The sequence below is a fragment of the Streptomyces sp. NBC_01390 genome, assembly GCF_045040105.1.
Classification (GTDB): Bacteria; Actinomycetota; Actinomycetes; order Streptomycetales; family Streptomycetaceae; genus Streptomyces.
Map to the genome: position 1 here is coordinate 7,068,528 of NZ_CP109551.1, position 22,031 is coordinate 7,090,558.

15 protein-coding genes and 1 pseudogene are annotated in these 22,031 nt (G+C 70.4%); 10 read left to right on the top strand and 6 right to left on the bottom strand.

Annotation, left to right across the window (positions count from 1 at the left end; genetic code table 11):
• Nucleotides 1-203: 203 nt before the first annotated feature.
• Nucleotides 204-779, top strand: a complete 576-nt coding sequence (locus tag OG241_RS32010; protein ID WP_405820193.1) for an ATP-binding protein — start codon at nucleotides 204-206, stop codon at nucleotides 777-779.
• Nucleotides 780-1,258: 479 nt separating this feature from the next.
• Here OG241_RS32010 and OG241_RS32015 read toward each other — a convergent pair whose 3' ends face one another.
• Nucleotides 1,259-2,194 (bottom strand): cyclase family protein, encoded by a 936-nt coding sequence (locus tag OG241_RS32015; protein WP_405820195.1) that lies wholly within the window; start codon nucleotides 2,192-2,194, stop codon nucleotides 1,259-1,261.
• 106 nt (nucleotides 2,195-2,300) lie between these two features.
• On the opposite strand from OG241_RS32015, the gene OG241_RS32020 reads away from it, so the two are divergent.
• From OG241_RS32020 to OG241_RS32030, 3 genes are all read left to right on the top strand, one after another.
• On the top strand, nucleotides 2,301-3,215 hold the full coding sequence (locus tag OG241_RS32020) for an SDR family oxidoreductase (RefSeq protein ID WP_405820197.1): 915 nt from the start codon (nucleotides 2,301-2,303) through the stop codon (nucleotides 3,213-3,215).
• A gap of 107 nt (nucleotides 3,216-3,322) precedes the next feature.
• On the top strand, nucleotides 3,323-4,474 hold the full coding sequence (locus tag OG241_RS32025) for an acyl-CoA dehydrogenase family protein (RefSeq protein WP_405820198.1): 1,152 nt from the start codon (nucleotides 3,323-3,325) through the stop codon (nucleotides 4,472-4,474).
• Nucleotides 4,474-5,523: a Zn-dependent alcohol dehydrogenase gene (locus OG241_RS32030; RefSeq protein WP_405820200.1), complete on the top strand. Its 1,050-nt coding sequence runs from the start codon at nucleotides 4,474-4,476 to the stop codon at nucleotides 5,521-5,523. The genes OG241_RS32025 and OG241_RS32030 overlap by 1 nt, the downstream gene beginning before the upstream one ends.
• A 9-nt stretch (nucleotides 5,524-5,532) precedes the next feature.
• Here OG241_RS32030 and OG241_RS32035 read toward each other — a convergent pair whose 3' ends face one another.
• Nucleotides 5,533-6,630, bottom strand: a complete 1,098-nt coding sequence (locus tag OG241_RS32035) for a GlxA family transcriptional regulator (RefSeq protein WP_405820202.1) — start codon at nucleotides 6,628-6,630, stop codon at nucleotides 5,533-5,535.
• A 71-nt stretch (nucleotides 6,631-6,701) separates the two neighbouring features.
• Between OG241_RS32035 and OG241_RS32040 the strand changes: the two genes are divergently transcribed.
• Nucleotides 6,702-8,057: an MFS transporter gene (locus OG241_RS32040; protein WP_405820204.1), complete on the top strand. Its 1,356-nt coding sequence runs from the start codon at nucleotides 6,702-6,704 to the stop codon at nucleotides 8,055-8,057.
• A 174-nt stretch (nucleotides 8,058-8,231) separates the two neighbouring features.
• On the opposite strand, the gene OG241_RS32045 is transcribed toward OG241_RS32040, so the two are convergent.
• Complete coding sequence (locus tag OG241_RS32045; RefSeq protein WP_405820206.1) at nucleotides 8,232-9,005, bottom strand: helix-turn-helix domain-containing protein; 774 nt, start codon at nucleotides 9,003-9,005, stop codon at nucleotides 8,232-8,234.
• 321 nt (nucleotides 9,006-9,326) lie between these two features.
• On the opposite strand from OG241_RS32045, the gene OG241_RS32050 reads away from it, so the two are divergent.
• The 4 genes and pseudogenes from OG241_RS32050 (at nucleotide 9,327) to OG241_RS32065 (ending at nucleotide 12,142) form a co-directional block, all read left to right on the top strand.
• Entirely contained in the window at nucleotides 9,327-9,827 is a 501-nt protein-coding gene (locus OG241_RS32050; protein ID WP_405820208.1) for a glycine-rich domain-containing protein, read from the top strand.
• Between the two features lie 131 nt (nucleotides 9,828-9,958).
• Entirely contained in the window at nucleotides 9,959-10,531 is a 573-nt protein-coding gene (locus tag OG241_RS32055) for a class I SAM-dependent methyltransferase (protein ID WP_405820210.1), read from the top strand.
• A 67-nt stretch (nucleotides 10,532-10,598) separates the two neighbouring features.
• Nucleotides 10,599-10,811: pseudogene (locus OG241_RS32060) on the top strand (MFS transporter); the annotation flags it as partial.
• Between the two features lie 278 nt (nucleotides 10,812-11,089).
• Nucleotides 11,090-12,142, top strand: coding sequence for a methyltransferase (locus tag OG241_RS32065; RefSeq protein ID WP_405826515.1), 1,053 nt, complete (start codon nucleotides 11,090-11,092; stop codon nucleotides 12,140-12,142).
• A 215-nt stretch (nucleotides 12,143-12,357) separates the two neighbouring features.
• Here the strand turns inward: OG241_RS32065 and OG241_RS32070 are convergent, their stop codons facing one another.
• The 3 genes from OG241_RS32070 to OG241_RS32080 all read right to left on the bottom strand — a co-directional run bounded on the left by OG241_RS32070 (nucleotide 12,358) and on the right by OG241_RS32080 (nucleotide 14,283).
• Complete coding sequence (locus OG241_RS32070; protein WP_405820212.1) at nucleotides 12,358-12,654, bottom strand: hypothetical protein; 297 nt, start codon at nucleotides 12,652-12,654, stop codon at nucleotides 12,358-12,360.
• Between the two features lie 115 nt (nucleotides 12,655-12,769).
• Complete coding sequence (locus OG241_RS32075) at nucleotides 12,770-13,390, bottom strand: flavin reductase family protein (protein WP_405820214.1); 621 nt, start codon at nucleotides 13,388-13,390, stop codon at nucleotides 12,770-12,772.
• A 77-nt stretch (nucleotides 13,391-13,467) separates the two neighbouring features.
• Nucleotides 13,468-14,283: an enoyl-CoA hydratase/isomerase family protein gene (locus tag OG241_RS32080; protein ID WP_405820216.1), complete on the bottom strand. Its 816-nt coding sequence runs from the start codon at nucleotides 14,281-14,283 to the stop codon at nucleotides 13,468-13,470.
• Nucleotides 14,284-14,714: 431 nt separating this feature from the next.
• On the opposite strand from OG241_RS32080, the gene OG241_RS32085 reads away from it, so the two are divergent.
• Complete coding sequence (locus OG241_RS32085; RefSeq protein ID WP_405820218.1) at nucleotides 14,715-21,959, top strand: SpvB/TcaC N-terminal domain-containing protein; 7,245 nt, start codon at nucleotides 14,715-14,717, stop codon at nucleotides 21,957-21,959.
• Nucleotides 21,960-22,031: the final 72 nt, after the last annotated feature.

Below are 22,031 nucleotides of genomic sequence, written 5' to 3' on the forward strand. Positions count from 1 at the left end.
GTACTCCTTCGCGCTGGAATATGCCCGAAGCGCTTGTTGGCGTGACTGTACGTCAACCATGCTTAAACGTAAGGGACTCACGTTCTGTGATCCCCGATCTGGCCGCCGGCCCAAGCGTTGTTCTGGGCATGCAGAAAATGGCTACGATCGTGGCCCTCGTGCGGCGCGAGGCGATGTGTCCGCCGGTTCGGATGGTGTGAGCGGTGCAGGTGCTTCAAGTGCAGCTGGAGATCCGGCCCGACCCCGCAGAGGTGGGGCGGGCCAGGAGATGGGTGCGGTCGCGGCTGGCCGGGTCCGGGGTGTCGGACGACGAGCCACTGGCGGAGACGCTGATCCTCCTCGTCTCCGAACTGGTCACCAACGCGGTGGTGCACACCGGGCGTCCGGCGGTGCTGCGGCTGACGTTCCAGGGGGTGTGCGGGGCGCAGACCGGTGCCCAGGGCGTGGCCGGCGGAATCGTGCGGCTGGAGGTCGTCGACCTGAGCGCCTGTCCGCCCGCGCCCCGGCATGCCGAGCGCGACGAGACCAACGGGCGTGGGCTGGAGCTGGTCGACGGGCTCGCCGACCGCTGGGGGTGGAGCCCCGAGGGTGCAGGCAAGCGCATCTGGTGCGAACTGGACCGCTGCCCGGCTCCGGCGCCGTGCGGAGGCGGAAACGCCGTCGCCGCGCCGGGGGTCGCCACGACAGCCGTCACGGGCGCTGCGGCGGCCACCCCTACGGCCGCGACCACCGTCACGGCTTCCGCGTACGGGGGCATGGCGGCGTACGAGGCCGTCTGACCGGGACGGCCCTGTCCGCGCCGGACGGGCAGCCGCCGGTCACGCAGTCTGTCGTGCCGACTGTCATGCCAGGTGGGGTGCTGTGTGGAGCGCCCTGTGCGGTGCCGTGTGTGCCCCTGGGTTCGGTGCGGCGCTCGGTGGGGCACGGGTGCAGAAAATCCGACTTTTCAGGTCCGGTGTGGTGTGGTGCGCCGGGGTGTGCCCCTGTGCGCGGTTGTCGCAAAAAGGGCGAAAGCGATAAATCTCCGAACAGGTGTTGACGTGACGTGACCGAGTGAACACGCTTGTGTGCAGCACGATCCGCCGTGAGGGGACGGCGAGGGTTCGGTGACGGGGGCCCTCGGCGAGTGTGGATCGTGATTCGGCGTCGGCTCCTTCAGGGCCCGGGGGGGGTGGGGCGGGAACGCCGAAGGCGGGTGGCGGCGCGCGATGCCGTACTTGGGGTGGGCAATGGCGCGCCGCCGACCGGCCGAAAGAGGTCAGAGGAGTACGACGGGCGCCACGGGACTGCCCGTGGCGCCCGTGAACGGTTCGGGGGTCGCCGACAGCAGGAACTCGTACCGGTTTTCTTGTCCACAGGCTGTGGACAACTCTTCGAGATTCCAGTTCTGGCCCTGCGGCATCCCCATCTCCACCAGGTCGAGCGCATGTACGGGCATCCACAGATCATCCGATTCCGGCGGGAAGATCTCAAAGGTGAGCGTGTCGTTGGCGACCGCCGCGACATCCCGCGCGTGGAACCACTCCGGCGTACGGATCGACAGCCCTGGTGAGGGATACGTGTACCCGTGCTTGTCGCCCGCCAGGTAGACCTGCATCTGCCCGGTCCGTACGAGCACGATGTCACCGGCACGTACACGTGTGCCCGCCAGTTCCTCCGCCGCGTCCAGGTCCTCCGGGGTGACCGCGTGCCCCCCGTCGAGCCGCTCGACGCCCCGCGCGCGGGCCACGTCCAGCAGCACCCCGCGCGAGACGACGTGCCGCGCCTTGTCGACGCCGGCGAACTCGGCGCCGGAGTGGGCCGTGATGGTGTCCGCCGGGCGCCCGTTGTAGAGCCTGCCGGAGTGGGAGGCATGGGCGAGGGCGTCCCAGTGGGTCGCGCACTGGAGTCCCAGGGTGACGATGTCGTCGCTGGTCGCCACGGTTCCGCCGCCCGGCGGCCCGAACAGCTCCTGGTTGATCTGCACCATGGCGTGTACGGGGTTCAGCCGGCCCGGGATCGCGCCGGTCTGGACGCCGTCCTGCTGGAGGGGGAGGGCGAGGGGGATGCGGCGGCCCGTGCGGACGGTCGCGGCGGCGGCTCGTACGACGGCGTCGGTGATGAGGTTGAGGGTGCCGATCTCGTCGTCCTCCCCCCAACGCCCCCAGTTGTTCACGCGTTTGGCGATGGCGTGGAACTCGGCCGGCAATGACATGAGTCCGGTCCTTCCTGGAGTCCGGTCCCTCCCGGGGCTTGCCTCCGGATATCTGACGGGTCATAAAATCTAACGGTCCGTCAGAAACCGTGGGAAGGGGCCGGACATGGGGAACTTCTTGGCAGGCAAGGTGGTCGCCGTGACGGGCGCGGGCCGGGGCATCGGCCGGGCGGTGGCGCTGGGCGCGGCGGCCGAGGGGGCCCGGGTCGTCGTCAACGACTACGGGGTCTCCATCGACGGCGCCTCACCGACGAGCGAGATCGCCGACGGCATCGTCAAGGAGATCGAGGCGGCGGGCGGCGACGCCGTCGCGGTCGCCGACGACGTGTCGACCATGGCCGGCGGTCAGCGGGTTGTGGACGTGGCGCTGTCGTCGTACGGACGCCTGGACGGTGTCGTGTGCGTCGCCGGGATCCTGCGCGAGCGGATGCTGTTCAACATGTCCGAGGAGGAGTGGGACCCGGTCGTCGCCACTCACCTGAAGGGCACGTTCACGGTGTTCCGGGCGGCGTCGGCGGTGATGCGGCAGCAGCGGACGGGGACGCTGATCGGGTTCACCAGCGGAAACCACCAGGGATCGGTGTCACAGGCCAACTACAGCGCGGCGAAGGGCGGGATCATCTCGCTCGTCCGGAGCGCCGCGCTCGGGCTCCACAAGTACGGGGTCACCGCCAACGCGGTCGCGCCGGTCGCGCGTACGCGGATGTCGGCGAACGTGCCCATGGAACTGGCGGAGATCGGGGAGCCGGAGGATGTGGCCGCCCTGGTGGTGTACCTGCTGTCCGACCGGGCGAAGGAGCAGCGGATCACCGGGCAGGTCTACACGGTCGCGGGGCCGAAGATCGCGGTGTGGGCGCAGCCGCGGGAGTTGCGGGCGGCGTACGCCTCCGGCGGGTGGACGGCGGAACGGATCGCGGAGTTTTTGCCGGGGTCGGTGGGGGTGGATCCGATGCCGATGCTTGTGCGGTTGGAGGAGATGGAGCGGGCGGCGCGGGAGGGGGCGCGGCCCAACGCCCAGTAGCTCGGGGGTGCTTGTGGGTTGGCGGGTGCGGGTGCGTTGTGGCTTGTCGCGCAGTTCCCCGCGCCCCTGGGTGGGTCCGTGCGTCCCGTGTTGAGAGGGGAGCCCCTGTGGAGTTCGGATTTGGTGCCGGCGATGAGGAGTTCCGGGCGGAAGCTCGGGCTTGGCTTGGGGCGCATGTGGGTGGGGGGCTTGATCGGCGTTCCTGGGAGCGGATTCTTGGGAAGGGTGGGTGGATCGGGCTTTCCTGGGGGGAGGCCGGGTACGGGAATCGCAGTGCCAGTCTCACTCAGCAGGTTGTGTGGGCCGAGGAGTATGCGCGGTCGGGGGCGCCTGGGCGGTCCGGGCACATCGGGGAGAATCTGCTTGCCCCGACGCTGCTTGCGCACGGTACCGATGAGCAGCGCGGTCGGTTTCTGCCCCCGATCGCCGCCGGGGAGGAGCTCTGGTGTCAGGGCTACAGCGAGCCCGGGGCGGGTTCGGATCTCGCCGGGGTGAGCACGAAGGCGGAACGGAGCGCCGACGGGTCGTACCGGATCACCGGGCAGAAGATCTGGACCTCCCTCGCCCACGAGGCCGACTGGTGCTTCGTGCTCGCCCGTACGGAAGCGGGGTCGGTCCGTCATCACGGGCTCGGTTTTCTGCTCGTTCCCATGGATCAGCCGGGGCGGATCGAGGTCCGGCCGATCCGGCAGCTGACCGGGACCAGCGAGTTCAACGAGGTCTTCTTCGACGGGGCCCACGCACGCGCCGAGCATCTCGTCGGAGGTGAGGGCGCCGGCTGGACCGTCGCGATGAGTCTCCTCGGGTTCGAGCGGGGAGTCTCCACGCTCGCCCAACAGATCGGCTTCGCCAGGGAGTTGGGGCGGGTGGTGCAGGCCGCCGTCGACAGTGGGGCGGTGGCCGATCCCGTCGTACGGGAGCGACTCGTCCGGCAGTGGGCCGAGTTGCGGGCGATGCGCTGGAACGCGCTGCGCACGCTGGGGAGTTCGGCGGACGCCGGGGCGGCGAGTGTGGCCAAGCTGCTGTGGGGCGGGTGGCACCAGCGGCTGGGAGAGCTGGCGGTGCTGGTGCGGGGCGCGGGGGCGGGGATCGGGCCGTCGGACTGGACGCCCTCGGCGCCGTACGAACTCGACGCCGCACAGCACCTGTTCATGTTCTCCCGGGCCGACACGATCTACGGCGGCTCCGACCAGATCCAGCGCACGATCATCGCCGAGCGCCTGCTCGGTCTGCCGCGAGAGCCCAAGGGGGTCGTCTGATGCGCGGTGTGCTGTTCGACGGGAAGCAGATCCAGGTCGTCGATGATCTGGAGGTGCGGGACCCGGGCCCCGGCGAGGTGCTGGTGGCGATCTCGGCGGCGGGGCTGTGCCACAGCGACCTCTCCGTGGTGGACGGGACCATCCCCTTCCCCGTCCCCGTCGTGCTCGGGCACGAGGGCGCGGGCATGGTCGAGGCGGTCGGTGCCGGTGTCACGCATGTGGCGCCCGGGGACCATGTGGCGCTGTCGACGCTCGCGAACTGCGGTGCGTGCGCGGAGTGCGACCGGGGGCGGCCGACCATGTGCCGGCAGGCGATCGGGCGGCCCGGGCGGCCGTTCACGCGGGGCGGGCGGCCGGTGTTCCAGTTCGCGTCCAACTCGGCGTTCGCGGAACGCACGGTGGTGAAGGCCGTGCAGGCGGTACGCATCCCGAAGGACATCCCGATGCCGTCGGCCGCGCTCATCGGCTGCGGCGTACTGACCGGGGTGGGCGCCGTGCTCAACCGGGCCCGCGTCGACCGCGGGGACAGCGTCGTGGTCATCGGCACGGGCGGGGTCGGGCTGAACGTCCTCCAGGGCGCCCGGATCGCGGGCGCCCTGCGGATCGTCGCCGTGGACGCGAACCCGGCGAAGGAGGCGGTGGCGCGGCGGTTCGGCGCGACCCACTTCCTGACCTCGACGGAGGGCGTGCGGGACGTGCTGCCGACGGGCGCGGACCATGTCTTCGAGTGCGTCGGCCGGGTCGAACTCGTCCGCCAGGCAGTCGATTTGCTCGACCGGCACGGCCAGGCGATCCTGCTCGGCGTACCGCCCTCGACCGCCGAGGCGTCCTTCCTCGTCTCGTCGATGTACCTGGACAAGTCGATCCTGGGCTGCCGCTACGGCTCCTCGCGCCCCCAGCGGGACATCGCGCTCTACGCCGACCTGTACCGCGAAGGGCGCCTGCTGCTCGACGAGTTGGTGACGGAGACGTACCCGGTCGAGGACTTCGAGAAGGCCGTCGGGGACGCGGAGGCGGGGCGGGTCGCGCGGGGGGTGCTGACGTTCTGACCGCGGTTCCTAGTGGACGGGGGCCGTCGCCCGGAACGTACGGCGATACGAAGTCGGTGTGACCCCGAGCGCCGTCTGCAGGTGCTGCCGCATCGACTGGGCCGTGCCGAACCCCGCGTCCCGGGCCACCTGGTCGACGGACAGGTCGGTGGACTCCAGCAGGTGCCGGGCCCGTTCCACGCGCTGCTGGGTGAGCCACTGGCCGGGGCTGACGCCGACCTCCTCACGGAACCGGCGCGTGAACGTACGTACAGACATCGACTCCTGCTCGGCCATGTCGCGCAGCTGGAGCGGTTCCTGGAGGCGGCCGAGCGCCCAGGCGCGGGCGGTGGCCGTGGTCGCCAACTGGGGCTCCGGGAACGGGCGTTGGATGTACTGCGCCTGCCCGCCGTTGCGGTGCGGCGGTACGACCGTACGGCGGGCCACGTCGTTGGCGACGGCGGTGCCGTGGTCGCGGCGCACCATGTGGAGGCACAGGTCGATACCGGACGCGACACCGGCCGAGGTCAGCACGTCGCCGTCGTCGACGTACAGGACGTCCGCGTTGAGCTCGATCTTCGGGAAGAGCCGCTGGAAGCGGTCGGCGTTGGCCCAGTGCGTGGTCGCCGGGCGCCCGTCCAGGTAGCCGGCGGCGGCGAGGACGTACACGCCCGTGCAGATGGAGGCGAGCCGGGTGCCCGGCCTGATGTGGGCCAGGGCGGCGGCCAGTTCGTCGGTCAGCACGCCCTCCTCGAAGACCGGGCCGAGCTCGTACGACGCCGGGACGATCACCGTGTCGGCGGTGGCCAGGGCCTCGGGACCGTGGCCGACCTGGATGGTGAAGTCGGCGTCGGTCTCGACCGGGCCCGGCGGGCGGATCGAGCAGGTCACGACCTCGTACAGGGGCCGGCGCCGGGCGTCCTTGGGGCGGCCGAAGATGCGGTGCGGGATGCCCAGTTCGAAGGGGAGCACGCCGTCCAGGGCGAGAACGACGACGCGGTGGGGGCGGAAGTCCGCGACGGCCGGTGTGCCGTCCCGGTCCGGTGTGCCGTTCCGGTCCAGTGAGTCGTTCCGGGCCTGGGTGTCTTTCGAGGACAAGGTGCCAGTGCCGTTCCGGGACAGGGTCATGGCCCGATCCTAGCGAACACTGTCCCTCCGGCCACTCGATCGAGGAGTACGCAGGTCGGAAGCTTGACAGCGTGACGACGACCTCCAGACAGACACCCGATGCCGCCGACGCCCCCGGCCGCCTCCAGAAGCCCGGCCGGTCCCCGCGCCCGCGCATTCACCGGGCCTGGTCCGTCGCCGCCGTCACGTTCGTGACGATCATCGGCGCCGCCTCGTTCCGTTCCCTGCCCGGGCTGCTCATCGACCCGCTCCACACCGACTTCGGCTGGTCGCGCGGCACGATCGGCGCCGCCGCCTCCGTCAACCTCGCGCTCTACGGGCTGACGGCCCCCTTCGCCGCCGCGCTGATGGACCGCTTCGGCATCCGACGGGTCGTCGCGGCGGCCCTCGCGATCATCGCCCTCGGCTCCGGCCTCACCGTGTGGATGACGGCCGCCTGGCAACTGATGCTGTGCTGGGGCCTGTTGGTCGGCCTCGGCACCGGTTCGATGGCACAGGCCTTCGCGGCGACGGTCACCAACCGCTGGTTCACCGAACGCCGGGGCCTGGTGACCGGCATCCTGACCGCCGCCTCGGCCTCCGGCCAGCTGATCTTCCTGCCGCTGCTGTCGTGGATCATCGAGACGTACGACTGGCGCCCGGCGGCCGTGACGGTGTCCCTGGCGGCCCTGGCGGTCGTCCCCTTCGTCTGGCTGCTGCTGCGCGATCACCCGGCGGACCTGGGCCTGAAGCCGTACGGGGCAACGGAGTTCGTACCGAAACCGGCCCCCGTGCAGGGCGCGGCACGCCGTACGGTCAGGGTGCTGCTGTCGGCGGTGCGCACCGGCCCGTTCTGGCTCCTCGCCGGGACCTTCGCGATCTGCGGGGCCTCCACCAACGGCCTGATCCAGACCCACTTCGTGCCCGCCGCCCACGACCACGGCATGCCCATCACGGCCGCCGCCTCACTGCTCGCGGTCATCGGCGTCTTCGACGTGGTCGGCACGATCGCCTCCGGCTGGTTCACCGACCGCTACGACCCGCGCCGCCTCCTGGCGGTGTACTACGCACTGCGCGGAGTCTCGCTCCTCTTCCTCCCGATGCTGATGGCGCCCTCCGTCCACCCGCCGATGATCTTCTTCATCGTCTTCTACGGCCTCGACTGGGTCGCCACGGTCCCGCCCACCATCGCCCTCTGCCGCGAGCACTACGGCGACGACAGCGCGATCGTCTTCGGCTGGGTCCTCGCCTCCCACCAGGTCGGCGCGGCCTTCGTAGCGTTCCTGGGCGGCCTGGCCCGGGACGTCTTCGGCGCGTACGACGTCGTCTGGTACGCGTCGGGGGCACTGTGCGCGGCGGCGGCGCTGATGGCGCTGGTGATTCGGCGGCGGCCGGTGTCTGGGGGGTCGCTGGCGTCGGTGGTACCTGCACCGGCACCGGCGGCGTGAAGGGCGGCGGTGGCCGGACCCGCTGACCGGTCACAAGGGCTGCTCGCGACATTCGGCGCACTCGGCATGCCTTGTGCGCACCCGCCGGCCCGAACCAGTCGAGGCGGAGTCGGCGGCCGGGCGCCCGGGCGGGACGGCTCCCACTGCTTCCTCGCAGAGGAGCGCCCCGATCCCTCACTGTGGTGTGGTCGAGTACCGCTCGATGCTCGCGCGGCTTGTTGACCGGTCGAGAAGGCGCAGCTCCCACGGTCCTGTGTTCACATCGAAGTCTTTGCCGAACCCTACCCACTTGCCTGTCATACGTCGGCCCGTCGGCTCGATGAGCAGCTGAATCGCCCCGTGGTACCGGGCGCCCTGGTAGTACCCGCTCGCCGCCGTCTGCTCGGTCCACGTACCGGTGACGACGTTCCGATCAACGGTGAGATCCAGAGACAAGGGGCTGTCCGGGTTGGTCGACGCTCCGGGCAAGCTCTGAGCTGTCAGCCGGTTGCCGTGCTGGACGATCACGATGTGATGCTTGCAGTCGTACGTCTCGTCACGACTGGAAGAGTAGAACTCGTACCGAGACAGCCAGATGCCCGCGTACTCGGTGTGCGGCCCTGGCTCCGGACTTGTGACAGCGTCAGCCGTGCTGACTTCCCCAGCTTCCATGTCGTGGCCTCCTGCCCCGTCTGAGTGGACGCGTGCCATCGGGATCGCGAACCCCAGCGACTCAGGGGCGCGGCCGGTGAATCGCTTCAGCGCCCGCGCGTACAGCGGGCGGCATGTCCTCGTCTCCCCGGACTCCCAGCGTTGCACTAGTCGCTTGGAGGCGTCGTTCGGTTCCCCCAGCTCCTCGCCCGCGCCGCGCAGGCCGTGGGCGAACTCGTCCTGGCTGAGGTTCATGGACTTGCGTACGGAGGTCAGCACGTCGTTGGGGATTCGCTCACGCTCGGCCGTAGTCGTCATGATCTGAGGGTAGCCACGTCCCACCTCTAATGACACCGGTTTGACGCCTTCTGGGCGACGTCGACATGACGCCCGAGGGACGCCCCGAACGTCGCCGCAATGGTCCTGACCGATCAGGAACATGGACGTCATGTCCATCCGCATCAGCGCTTACACGATGAGGGCCGACGGCACTCGGACCGAACCACGAACCCTGTACGAGGGGGAAGGCGGGGAACCTCTGGCTACTGGCCTCATGCCGCCATGCCTGTGTTCCAAGTGCGCGGGTGGACGACGTAACCGGAGCATCACGGACCCCCAATTACCTGGAGGCAGGTCAGCATGAGCACGGCAGTAGTGATCCGCGACCCGAAGGCCTACGTCACGCCGGACGTGTGGGAGCGGGAGGTAGCACTCCTCCTCCGCAACCCTGAGAACACACGCGAACGGGCAGAGGCCAAGTTCGGACAGGCCATCGCCTACCTGGTCACGTGCGGTGAGAACCCGGACCTTCTCATGGGCCCGTCCGAGCAGGTGGACGAGGCATGGCACTCGTTCATGCTCGACTCGATCCCGTACCACCACTTCACCAGTCGGCACTTCGGTCGGTACATCCACCACGTCCCGGAGCTTCCGGGGGTTGTGGCCGGCGTCCAGTGCGTCAGCGATGACAAGGCGACGCGAGACGGCCACGACCCCAAGACCGGCGGCCCGCTCGTTCTGGAACAGACGATCAAGGCCATCAAGGCGGCCGGGTTCGAGATCGACCCAGACCTGTGGGGCATGGAGGACGCGGCCGACTGCAACCAGTGCCAGGCCGGGTGCCACGACTCGCCCAAGTAGTGGTGAGTAGCACGTGAGTTGGGGCCTGTCTCCGTACCGTGGGGGCGGGCCCCTCTTCTCGGAAGGATCACCGCATGTCATTGGCCGAGTCCTGGGACAGGTACGCGGTCGGGAACAAGCCACGCAGGACCGTGAACGCCAAGGGCGATACGACCTGGCTGAACTGGACCCAGTACGCGGATCACGGTCCGGACGAGAGCGTTCTGGGTCCTGTGGCCGGACGCCGGGTGCTCGAACTCGGCTCGGGGAGCGGTAGCAACCTCGCGCACCTCGTGACGCTTGGCGCGACAGGGCAAGGGGTGGACATCGCCCCCGCCCGCGAGACTGTCGCACGGGAGCGCTGGGGCAACCTGCCGGGCCTCGAATTCCGTACGGCGGAGGCGACGGCGTTCCTGAAGGAAACGGCCGAGACATTCGATGTGGTGCTCTCGATCTTTGGTGCCGTGTGGTTCGTCGATCCGGACACCCTGCTCCCGCTGATCCGCTCGCGTATGGCGCCGGGCGGCATCCTGGCCTTCTCGCACTTGCCTCCAGGCAGCCGGGGGCCCAAGCCCGCCAAAACCGGACTGCGGCACGACCGCACCCCGGATGAGTGGAGTCGCATCCTGACGGGGCACGGCTTCTCTGACGTGCGTGTGTCTCTGGTCGACCCGCCAGAGGGCGGGACCGTGGGCACGATGCTTGTCCGTGCACTGGCGGTCTGACCGCGCGGCTGAGCGTCTGCCTCAGCGGATCCCGACCTTCTGGCAGACGCAGCGAACCGTAGTTGCGCTCTATTTCGCGGCTCTGCGCGGCCTCGACTGGGTCGCCACGGTCTTGCCCACCGTCGCCCTGTGCCGCGAGCACTACGGCGACGACAGCGCGATCGTCTTCGGCGCGTACGACGTGGTTTGGTACGCGGTGGCGCTGATGGCGCTGGAGATACGGCGGCGGCCGATGTCCGGAGGGTCGGTGGCGTGGGTCGAACCCGCACCGGCGGCGTGAACGGCGACGGTAACCTGAACCCACTGATCGTTCGGAAGGGCTGCTCGTGACATTCGGCGCACCAGGCACGCCTTGCCCACTCGGCATGGTTCTCGGCGACATCCGCTCTCGCACTTCGACGCGGGAGCGGTAACCAGCCCAACCGGGCTGCTTCTCTTCATCTCATCGCATCTCTCCTCTCTCCATCACCGCTTCCCTCCTCGTCGAAGTGCTCTTCGTGCCCCTGCACGTTCGATCACGAGGAGTATGTCGTGTACGCCGAGTACGCCGACGACCGCATGAAGGCCGATGCCGCCTACCGGCTGGCCTGTGAAGGCACCTCCCTGCTGTGGCGGGGCGACTTCCACAACGGACGCCAACTGCTGCGTGCCTTGGCCCGCCGCATCGATCGGAAACCGCCCCGGACCGGGGGGACTTCGGCCGAGACCTTCCACCTCCACCGCCGGGCACGCGCCCATCGGGCGCGCGTACTGGCCAAGTTGGTGGTGACCATCGAGGGCGACCACTCGCTGGCGCTGCGCCGCGCGCCGGACGTACGCCTGGCGTGCGCCGATGCCTACGGCCCGCCCGACGGACACCCCAGGACCGTGCCCCTGCGGGAACTGCTGGGGGTCATCGGGGCGCGGCAGTGGCGGGAAAGAGGCGTGATGGTTCCGGCGCTGGGCGCCCGGATTCATCCGCACTACGGGGTGTTCTCCCCGGTCAGGGGCGAGTACGTCGACCTGGTGGCCCGCGCGCCCTTCCCTGTGTCGGTCGACGGGGAGTCAGGTCTGGCCTTCGATCTCGGTACCGGAACCGGTGTGCTCGCCGCCGTGCTGGCGCGCCGGGGGGCCGGGCGGGTCGTGGCCACCGACGTCAGCGAGCGGGCGCGTGCCTGCGCCTGGGACAACGTACGGCGGTTGGGGCTGGAGGGACGGGTGTCGGTCGCGGACGGGTCCCAGCTCTACCCCTCCTCCGAAGCCAGGGAATGCGGCGAAGGCCGCGCCGGTCTGGTCGTCTGTAATCCGCCCTGGCTTCCCGGCCGGCCGACCTCGACTCTCGAACAGGGCGTCTACGACCCTGGGGGCAGCATGCTGCACGGCTTCCTGCACGGGCTTGCCGCACACCTCGAACCGGGCGGCGAGGGCTGGCTCGTACTGTCGGACCTGGCCGAACACCTGGGTCTGCGCACCAGGGGCGACCTACTGGGCGACATCGCGGAGGCAGGGCTGCGGGTGGTGGGCCGGATCGACACCAGACCACGGCACCCGCGCGCACGGGACGCCAACGACCCGCTGCATGCTGCCCGGTCGGCGGAGATCACTTCCTTGTGGAGGCTGGCGATCGGCTGAAGAAGGGAAAAGTCCGGTCCGGTCCCTTCAGACGCCCGGAGCCACCTAACAGATCGCCTCGATGTGCTGCCCTCTGCCGTACTGGTGGCGTGGCCTGGCTGGTTCTGCGCCGGCCGAGGGGCTCGTAGAGGTGGACGCAGGAACTGCGCGACCTCATCAACGGCTTCAACGCCGAAGCCGGACCCGTCCCCGTGCGGCCCCGCCTTCACGGATCCCTAGCGGGTCACCATGCTGAACACCGGATAGACCTTCGGCTGCGCGTCAGGGACGCCGAGGTCTCGCAGGATGGGGATGATGGTTTCGCCGAAACGCTCGAAGGCCTCCTGCGTTTCCCACACGTCGACCACGAGCCATCCGTCGGGGGTGGGGGCGGAGGTGTGCGAGATGAGGCCGGGTACCGGCCAGTCCGAGGGGCTCTTCACCGGGCCGGGCCGGCCGGCCACCTTCTCGGCACTTTCCTCGTACTGGGCCTGGGTCATCCCCGGCAGCTCGAAGACCACGACGATGGACATGCTGGGCTCCCTTTGAGGGCGGTACAGAGTCGGGCCCAGTCGACCATCGTGGCGAGCCGCAGGCGCGTCGGCCTGAGCCGAACGGGGGACACGCGCCCCGCCCCGGGAGCATCGGTCAGATGAACCGCCCTCGGTGGAACAGCAGCGGCTTCGTGTCCTCGGCGCCCGCCCCCAGCGCGTCCACCCGTCCTACGACGATCAGGTGGTCGCCGCCCGTGTGCACCGCCTGGATCGTGCAGTCGACCCAGGCCAGCGTGTTCGCGAGGCGTGGCGAGCCCGAGACCGGGGCCGAGTCGTAATCGACGCCCGCGAACTTGTCCGCCCCGCTCCGCGCGAACCCACGGCACAACTCGCCCTGCCCGGCGCCCAGTACGTTGACGCAGAAGACGCCCGCGCGTGCGATGAGCGGCCATGTCCTCGACGTACGGCCGACCATGAAGACGACGAAGGGCGGATCGAGGGAGAGGGCGGAGAACGACTGGCAGGCGAAACCGGCGGGGGCGTTCTCGCCCTCGGCGGCCGGTGCGGTGATGACGGTGACGCCGGTCGCGAAGTTCCCCAGTACGCGCCGGAACTCGGCCGGGGCGACCGGCGCCCGCTCGTTCTCGCCGACCGCCCGTAAGTCCGGCCGGGGGAGCGCCTCGACGGAGGCCGCGACCGTGGGCGCCACTGTCGGCGCACCGGCGGACCTGAGATACCGGACGGCAGCCGCCGCCATTCCCGCTTGTCCCAACATGCCATCCATTGGAACTGACGTACCGTCAGAAGTGAAGCCCCGTAAGGCAGTCAAGGCAGTCGAGGCAGTGACGGGAATCAACGTCCGTCGTAACGAGGGCTTCTCCGCTCTACGAAGCTCGCGACCCCTTCCCGTGCGTCCGCCGTCGTCATGTTGATCTCCTGGGCGGTGGCCTCGGCGGCGAAGGCGGTGGCGCGGTCGGAGTCGAGGGAGGCGTTGACCAACTGCTTGGTGAGGGCGAGGGCGCGGGTCGGGCCGGTGGCCAGGCGTTCCGCCCATTCGCGGGCCGTTTTGGTCAGGTCCTCGGCCGGTACGACCCGGTTGACCAGGCCCAGGCGTTCGGCCTCGGGAGCCGTCAGCGCGTCGCCGAAGAACATCAGCTCCTTCGCTCGCTGCGGGCCGATCAGGCGGGGGAGGAGATACGCCCCGCCGCCGTCGGGGACGAGGCCGCGCCGTACGAACACCTCGATGAAGCGGGCCTGTTCGGCGGCCAGGACCAGGTCGCAGGCGAGGGCGAGGTGGGCGCCGAGGCCGGCCGCCGTGCCGTTCACGGCCGCGATGACCGGTTTCTCGCAGTCGAGGACGGACGCGATGAGGCGCTGGGCGCCCTGGCGGATGACCCGGGCCACGTCCCCGGCGACTCGTTCCCCCGAGGTCTGTCCCTGGCCGCCTCTCAGGTCCGCGCCCGTGCAGAAGCCCTTGCCCGTGCCGGTGAGGACGACGGCCCGGACGGCGGGGTCGGCCGAGGCGTCCGAGAAGAGTTGGATCAGACGTTCGCGCTGGTCAGGAGTGATGGCATTGAGGGTTTCGGGGCGGTTGAGGGTGATCCACGAGACCTGGTTGTCCGTGGCGTGCAGTACCAACGAGTCGCGTTCTTGGGGGGAGGAGGCCATGTGGGTGCTTCTCCGTTTCTGGAGGGCGTCTAGGGCCTGATCGAGGGTCACATCACTGCCGTGGCGGTGACCAGGGTGACGTGGTGATGCCGCACGGTCCAGACCCGCGGCGTCCCTGCTGGATCGGCACAGGCGAATGCCGGCCCGAGAAGCCCCAACTCCACCGGGATGTCCACACTCCCGCGTACGCCTGCGCCACTTGCCGCAGACGAGTGAGCGCCGCGCGACAACTTCTCGACAACGTCCCGACCCACACTCGGGCTCCATTGTGAGGACACGGAGCCGGTCCTGACGCAGGAGTCCTACGGGCGGGCGGTAGTGGGGGAGACGTTTGTGGAAGAGCGACGGGGAGCGAGAGCGACCGGGAAGGGCGCTTTGCCAGTACGGCAGTCGGAGCGGCTGCCCGAGCCGGCACCAGCAGGGCGGCGGACATGAGCACGAGCGGTACGACGGACGCGACGGTGGCCGGCTCGGTGATCTCCCTGCCCCAGGGAGGCGGCGCGGTGAGTGGCCTCGGGGAGAAGTTCACCCCCGACCTGTTCACCGGCACGGGGAACATGTCGGTGCCGTTGGAGATGCCCGCAGGGCGCCCGGGCGCGACACCCACGCTGTCCCTCGCCTACAGCACCGGCACCGGCAACGGACCGTTCGGCCTCGGCTGGCAGCTGAGCCTGCCCGGAGTGTCGCGGAAGACGTCGCACGGGGTTCCGAGGTACGTCGACGCTCCCGGCGAGGGGGACGGCCCGGCGGACGTGTTCGTGCTGGCGGGCGCCGAGGACCTGGTGCCGATCGCCGGCAGCCACCCGGGCAGGGTGCGGTACCGGCCGCGTACCGAAGGGCTGTTCGCCCGGATCGAGCACGTCAGGGACGCGACGGGGGACTACTGGGAGGTGCGGAGCAAGGACGGCTCGCGCACCACCTACGGCACACCGCGCCCGGCGCAGGCGCCGGAGACCTGGAAGGACCCCGCGGTGATCGCCGACCCGGGGGACGCTGGACGGGTGTTCGGCTGGCGGGTGACCGAGACCGCCGATCGGCTCGGCAACCTGGTCCGGTACACCTACCGTGCGGACGCGGGTACGGGGCAGGGACGGTCCTGGGCCCAGCCGCTGCTCGCGCAGGTCGCCTATGCCGACTACGGCGACCGGGCCGAGCCGACGTTCCTGGTCACCGTCGACTTCGCGTACACGGCGCGCCCCGACCCGTTCTCCGACCACCGGGCGGGGTTCGAGGTGCGGACGTCGTTGCGCTGCGACACGATCCGGGTGAGCACGCATGCGGCGGACGGCGTGGCGAGGGTGGCGCGCGAGTACCGGCTCGCGTATGAACAGGCCGCGTTCAACGGGGTGTCGCTGCTCGCGAGCGTGACCGCGGTGGGGATCGACGAGTCGGGTGCGGTCTCCGGCGACGGCTCGGAGGGCGTACCCGAGGGCGTGTCCGGTTCCGGTTCGCGGTCGGCGGCCGCCGCGGTTCCGGCGGAGGAACCGCTGCCGGCGTTGGTGTTCGCGTACTCGGGCTTCGACCCGGGTGGGCGCAGATTCTCCCCGGTGACCGGACCGGGCTTCCCGGCCGCCGCGTTGAACAGCCCGACACTCGCCCTGGTGGATCTGCACGGAGCGGGCCTGCCCGACATCGTGGAACTCGGTGCGGCGGCGCGGGTGTGGCGCAACAGGGGCGGCGGCCGTTTCGAACTGCCGCGCTCGATGGCCGAAGCGCCCCCCGTCGCGCTCGGTGCGGCGGGCGGGCGGTTCCTCGACGCCGACGGCGACGGGCGGCCCGATCTGGTCGTGCCGACGACGGGCGGGGCAGGCGGGGACAGCACGGGCCCCACGGCGGGCTATTTCCCGATGGCCTTCGCGGGCGGGTGGAGCCGGCGGGCCTTCACGGCCTACGCCCAGTCCCCGGCCGTGAGCCTCGCCGACCCGCACGTCAAGTTGGTCGACCTCGACGGCGACGGGCTGACCGACGTGCTGTGGTCGGGTACACGCCTGCAGGCATGGTTCAACGACCGTGATCCCCGCCTGGCATGGCGGCGCACCGCGGTGAGCAACGGCAGCGGCCCGCAGGTCGACCTGGCCGATCCACGGGTGCGGCTGGCCGACATGACCGGCGACGGTCTGCAGGACATCGTGCTGCTGCGCAACGGGAACGTGTCGTACTGGCCGAACCTCGGGCACAACAGGTGGGGGACGCGGGTGGCGATGCGTCACTCACCGCGCCTGCCGGACGGGTACGACCCGCGGCGAGTGCTGTTGGGTGACGTCGACGGAGACGGAGCCGCCGACCTGCTGTACGTCGACAGCGGGCGTGTTCTGCTGTGGGGCAACCAGTCCGGCAACGGCTGGAGCGAAGCGCCGGTGGTCGTCCGGGGCACCCCGGCGGTGGCCGACACCGACGCGCTCGAACTGTCCGACCTGTACGGCACCGGGATGGCCGGGCTGCTGCTGAGCCGGTCGGCGGCCGCCTCCGGCGGGCCCCAGGTGCGCTTCCTCGACTTCACCGGCGGGGTCAAGCCCCACCTGCTGACCAGGACGGACAACAGCCTCGGCGCCGTCACCCGGGTGACGTACGGGCCGTCGACACAGGAGTACCTGCGTGACCACGCGGATCCGGCGACCCGCTGGCGCACCACACTGCCCTTCCCCGTGCAGGTGGTGACGAAGGTCGAGGTCGCCGACCGGATCTCGGGCGGCACGCTGTCCACCGAGTACCGCTACCGCCACGGCTACTGGGACGGCGTCGAGCGGGAGTTCCGCGGGTTCGCGCTGGTCGAACACCTCGACACCGAATCGTTCGCCGGTGCGGCGGGCGACGGGGTGCCGGACGGCCACTACGCGCCGCCCGTCCTCACCAGAACCTGGTTCCACGCCGGACCGGTCGCCGCCGACGAGGCCGGCGACTGGAGCGAACTCGATCTGCGCCACGAGTACTGGCAGGGCGACAAGCCCCTGCTGGCCAGGCCGGCCGACCAGGTCGCGTTCCTGGCCGGGCTGGAGCGCCGCGACCGCCGCTCGGCGTTGCGCACCCTGCGTGGGCAGACCCTGCGCACCGAGGTGTACGCGCTGGACGGCAGCGGGTTCGCCGACCGGCCCTACACCGTGGCGGAGACGCTCTCGGGCGTGCGGGAGGAGGAAGCCGGCGGTGCGCCCGGCCGGGAGCGCGTCTTCTTCCCGCACGTCCTCGGCACTCGTACGACCCAGTGGGAACGTGGTCCGGAGCCGATGACCCGGTTCGCCTTCTCCGCAGGCTACGACGCGTACGGGTTCGCCACCCAGCAACTCTCGGTCGCCGTTCCCCGGCACCGCGACCCGATGGCGGCGGCCTCCGGGCAGGCGGTGCCGTATCTGGCGACGTACACCACCACGGAGTACGCCCGCCGGGACGACGCCGAGCACTATCTCGTCGACCGGGTCTGCCGAACCTCGGCCCACGAGGTCGTCAACGACGGCCGACTGCCCGTGCCGGACCTGCGCGACGCGGTCCTGGCCGGCCGGGTGACCGGGCCGGGACTGTCACTTCGGGTGGTCGGACATGCCCGTACCCACTTCGACGGTGACGCGTTCGTCGGGCTGGCCCTCGGCGCGCTGGGTGAGTACGGGCTGCCGACGCGTACCGAAACCCTCGCGTTCACCGACGAGTTCCTCGATGACCTGTACCCCGCCGACGACCCGCTCGCGGTCGGGCCGCGGCCCGCCGTCCTGGGCACCGGACCGGTGAGCGGGTGGCCGGCGGAGTATCCGGCCGAGTTCCGCGCCTCGCTGCCGGCCCTGGCCGGACACCGGCGTTATGACGCCGGCGAGGTGCCGGGATCGCCGGGCGGCTACTACGTGCTGTCCGCCCGGCTCCGCTACGACGTCCACGTGCCGGGCCGGGTACCGCGCGGGCTGACCGTCGCCACCCTCGACCCGGTCGGCGCGCAGAGCACGATCGACTACGACGAGCACGACCTGCTGGCCGTCCGCACGGTCGACGCCGCGGGCCTGGTCACGTCGGCGGTCAACGACCACCGGCTCCTGCAGCCGGGCGGGATGACCGATGCCAACGGCAACTCCACCTCGGTGACGTTCTCCCCGGCGGGGTTCGTCACCGCCCAGTACGTGCGCGGAAAGAACGGCGAGGGTGACCGCGACTCGCCCGGTCTGCGCATCGCCCACGACCTGCACGCGTTCGCCGGGCGGGGCCGGCCGGCCTCGGTGCGCAGTACCCGCCGGGTGCATCACGACACCGAACCCGACGTCGTCGCCGGACAGCGCGACGAGGTGATCGTCTCGGTGGTGTACAGCGACGGCTTCGGCCGCTTGCTGCAGACCCGGTCGCAGGCCGAGGAGACACTCTTCGGTGACCCGGCCTTCGGCGGCGGCGTCATCCCGGTCGGCGACCTCACGTCCACGGGTGACTCGACGGGGCGGACGAGGACTCCGGACAGCCCGGACAACGTGGTGGTGTCCGGCTGGCAGGTGTACGACAACAAGGGCCGGGTGGTGCAGAAGTACGAACCGTTCTTCTCCGCCGGGTACGACTACGCGCCGCCGCTCGACGCCCAACTCGGCCGGAAGGCGGTCACGTTCTACGATCCGCACGGCCGGGTCGAGCGCACGGTGCACCCCGACGGCAGCGAACAGCGGACCGTCTACGGCATCCCGGCCGACCTCGCGGATCCGGACCGCTGTCTGCCGACCCCGTGGGAGTCCTACACCTACGACGCACAGGACAACGCCGGACGCACCCACCCCGCGCAGGCCCAGCCGTACGCGAGCCACTGGAACACCCCGGCCAGTACCGAGATCGACGCCCTCGGCCGAGTGGTCACCGCGGTCGCCCGCAACGGCCGGACACCGGACGACCGGTTCATCACCCGCTCCACGTACGACATCCAGGGCAACCTGGTGGCGATCACCGACGCTCTGGGCCGTGAGGCGTTCCGGTACTCCTTCGACCTGGCCAAGCGGCGCTGGCGGACGGACAGCATCGACGCCGGCCGCCGCGACACCGTACCCGACGCCCTCGGCAGCGTCGTCGAGAGCCGTGACAGCAAGGGCGCGCTCACCCTGGGCGTCTTCGACCTGCTGCACCGCCCGACCCGGGTCTGGGCCAGGGACGACGCCGACGGCCCGGTCACCCTCCGGCAGCGCATCGCCTACGGCGACGCGGGCACGCCCGCCCAGCGCCCCGCCGAACGCGACGGCGCCCGCAACCGCAACCTGCTCGGCCGGGCGACCCAGCACTGGGACGAAGCCGGTTACGTCAATACCAACTCCGTCGACTTCAAGGGCAACGTGGTGCAGGGCACCCGCGTGGTCATCGCCGACGCGCCCGTCCTGGCCACCTACGACCAGGCGGCGACCACCGGCTGGCAGGTGCGGCCGTTCTGGGTCGACTGGACGCCCGGCCCCGGCCAGACCCAGGCCCAGCGCGACGCCCAACTGCTGGAGGCGTCCTCGTACGTCACGTCCGCTCAATACGACGCCCTGAACCGGGTCAAGAGGCGTTTCCTGCCAAGCGACACGGAGGGCAAGCGGCACATCCTCTACCACACGTACAACCGGGCGGGCGGACTGGAGCAGGTGCAACTCGACAGCACCGTGCACGTCAAACGCATCGCCTACGACGCCAAGGGCCGACGATCCCTCATCGCCTACGGCAACGGCGTGCTGACCCGCTACGCCTACGACCCGTACACGTTCCGCCTGGTCCGACTGCGCAGCGAGCGCTACACCCAGCCCGACGCGACGACGTACCGGCCGACGGGACCCCCACTCCAGGACCACGGCTACGACTACGACCTGGCCGGCAACCTCGTCACCCTCCGCGACCGCACACCCGGCAGCGGCATTCCCGGCAACCCCGAGGCACTGACCAGCACCGACCCCCGGCTGCGCGCCCTCCTCGGCAGCGGCGACGCGCTCGACAGGCGTTTCACGTACGACCCCACCTACCGGCTCCTGACGGCCACCGGTCGCGAACACCAGGCGCCGCCGACCGGGGATCCGTGGACCGACCTGCCCCGCGGCACCGACGTCACGAAGGCCCAGCCCTACACCGAGACCTACCGTTACGACGCCGTCGGCAGCATCCTGCAACTCGGCCACGCGGGTACCGGCGGCTTCACCCGCGACTTCACCGTCCCGGCGGACAGCAACCGGCTGCACCGGATGACGGTCGGCGCGCTGCCGTACGACTACACGTACGACCCGAACGGCAACCTGACCGCTGAGACGACCAGCCGGCACTTCACGTGGAACCACGCCGACCAGCTCGTCACCTTCGCCACGCGGACAGCGGACGCCGAGCCCTCCGTGCACGCCCAGTACCTCTACGACGCCACCGGGCGGCGCGTGAAGAAACTCGTCCGTCGGCAGGGCGGTGCCGTCGAGGTGACCCACTACCTCGACGAGGCCTTCGAACACCATCGCTGGACCGGGCCGCAGTCCGGCACGAACAACGTCGTCCACGTCATGGACGACCGCCAACGGATCGCTCTCGTCCGCTTCGGCCCCGCCCACCCCGAGGACCGGGGCCCCGCGATCGCCTACCACCTCCCCGACCACCTCGGCAGTAGTACTGCCGTCCTCGATGGGGCCGGCATCCTCACCAACCGCGAGGAGTACACCCCGTACGGCGAAACCAGCTTCGGCAGCTACACCCGCAAGCGGTACCGCTTCACAGGAATGGAACGCGACGAAGAAAGCGGGCTGGCGTGCCACGGTCTGCGGTACTACCTGCCCTGGGTGGCGCGCTGGGCCTCGTCCGACCCCACGGGCCCGGCGGGCGGAATAAATCAGTACCAGATGTGTGGCGGCAACCCGATGAATCGCACCGACACCGAAGGTACCGAGTGGGAATTCACGTTGGATCCCCGTGAATGGGCGCCGCTCGAATTCGCGAAGGAGGAGATAGCCCCGAGAGTGGAGGGCGGTCTCAAGGTTGCGGCTGGTGCCGGGGCGTTCGTCGCGGGAGCCGCGCTGTGCGAGACAGGAATCGGCTGCCTCGCGGGCGGACCTCTGATGGTCATGGGCGCAGATGTGGCTGGGGCGGGTGCGGTCCAGGCGTTTCGTGGCAGCCCGGCGCCCACCGCGCTCGGCCAGTTGGCCGGCCCCTCCGTGCAGCGAGTGGAGGAGGATCTGGTGATGGCCGCCGGTGTCGCGCATGCCGCTGCGCAGGGCTATGTGATGTGGCAGACCGGCAGACCCCTGGGGGTCCCGTACGGGCCGCCGACACCAGGCGCCGGGACGCGGAGCACGGGGACAAGGGGCAAGCCGCCGGCCGAGCCGACGATCCTCAGTTCCAAGCCGAGTGAGCCCGTTGGCCCGGCCCATGGCCCGGCCCCGGCGCCGTCTCCCACAGCGAATGCCGCTCCTGCTGGTAACTGGACGTTGTCGGACGTCATGGCCACGTCGCGCTACAAGCCGACGCAGCGGGCTGTCTACAGGGAAACCGTCGAAGAAATGGCACAGAAAATGAAGAGCGGGAGCTTCGAATGGCCAACCTCTCCGACAGACATCGTCCGAGTCGATGCCGGCGGAAAAATCGCTCAAGGGCATCACAGGATCGTCGCGGCGGAAATGGCAGGCAAGCCCATACCCAAGAACGCCATCGACGTGAGCCCGAAAGCAGACACCATCACCGACCCGCGGCCGTGGGGGAACGTCGCCGTGAAACCAGGGAAGAAGCCGTGACGCCTCCCGCTGTGGTCCCCGCGATGCCAAATGTCGACGACTCATCGCAAAGGGCCCAGGCCATCGATGAGG